General features: G+C 39.5%; 2 protein-coding genes. Both read left to right on the forward strand.

Translation table 11 applies throughout. The annotated features are described in order from the left end of the window. On the forward strand, positions 1-436 hold a 436-nt coding region (locus tag LD28_RS22475; RefSeq protein WP_193354314.1), incomplete at its 5' end, for a DegT/DnrJ/EryC1/StrS family aminotransferase. 23 nt (positions 437-459) lie between these two features. Next, positions 460-1378: O-antigen translocase (locus LD28_RS23100; RefSeq protein ID WP_156120230.1), on the forward strand; the 919-nt coding region annotated here is incomplete at its 3' end.

Consider the following 1378-nt stretch of genomic DNA (forward strand, 5'->3'; position numbering starts at 1 on the left):
TGAGAATCTCTACCAAGGTGTAAATAGTCGCCTAGATGAGATTCAGGCTGCCATGCTACGGGTTAAACTCCCATATCTGGAAGATGAAACACTGCGGCGTCAACAGATTGCGATAATGTATCGTGAAAATATTAACAACTCGTTGATCACTCTACCACAAGTAGTGGTTGAAAGTGGACATGTATGGCATTTATTTGTTATTCGCTCAGCTAAAAGGGAAGAGTTACAGCGGTGGCTGAGTGAGCAAGGTGTCCAAACTCTTATCCATTACCCGATTCCTCCTCATAAACAGCAAGCATATCGGGAATGGAATTGTTTTTCTTTACCATTGACTGAGACCCTTCACCAAGAGGTTCTATCTCTCCCTCTCGATCCCACAATGAGTAATGAAGCCGTTTCTCATGTTATTAATGCAATAAACGGTTTTGTTGCATGAGGCGTTTGCTAAAGGTCACTGCTATGTCAGGGTTGTTAACCCTGTTACGTATGGGCATGGGGTTTGTTATTGCTAAAGTTGTTGCTATATATACTGGTCCAACAGGTATGGCTATGCTAGGGCAAATCCAAAGCTTGATTGCAACTCTAAATGGAGTCATTAATTCACCTGTTGGCAGTGGTATAGTGCGGTATACTGCGGAAAAACAAGATGCAGGATATGATGCATGTGCCCCATGGTGGAAAGCATCACTCCAATGGGTACTAGTGATTCTGTCAATAGTTCTGCCGTTAACAATTTTATTTTCAAACGCTATATCTCAATGGTTATTTAATGATACCCAATTTTACTGGGTAATTATTGTTACAGTAATTTCATTGCCTTTAGCTGCGATCGGTACTTTTTTAAACTCGGTGATTAATGGTTTACAGAATTATCGTCGATTTATTATTTTTGGCATGATGTCTTCGATAGTCTCTGGTTTAGTGATGCTATACATGATTATGGAGGCAAATCTCAATGGGGCTTTGTTTGCAGCATCAGTACAAAGTGCTTTAATCGGTGGTGTTATGCTTGCTGGGAATTTACGGCAACCTTGGTTTAAGATACGTTATTTCTGGGGGAAAACAGAAAAAGTAGAAAGAATGGCTATTGGTCATTATATGCTAATGGCTTTGACTAGTTCTTTAACTATGCCTGTATCATTGATTTTGGTCAGGAATATATTGGTAAGTAATGTTGGGTGGGAAGCTGCTGGGAATTGGCAAGCTGTATGGAAAATTTCAGAGGTATACCTAGGTGTTATAACGATTGCTCTAAGCACTTATTACTTACCTCGTCTGTCATCATTGAGTTGTGGCAAACTTATTTTAAGAGAAATAAATAATACTGCATTGCTAATTGTTCCTATTGTTTCCTTACTTGCTCTCTTGGTATATGCGT

Origin of the sequence: Aeromonas finlandensis (assembly GCF_000764645.1) — a bacterium.
GTDB classification, from domain to species: domain Bacteria; phylum Pseudomonadota; class Gammaproteobacteria; order Enterobacterales; family Aeromonadaceae; genus Aeromonas; species Aeromonas finlandensis.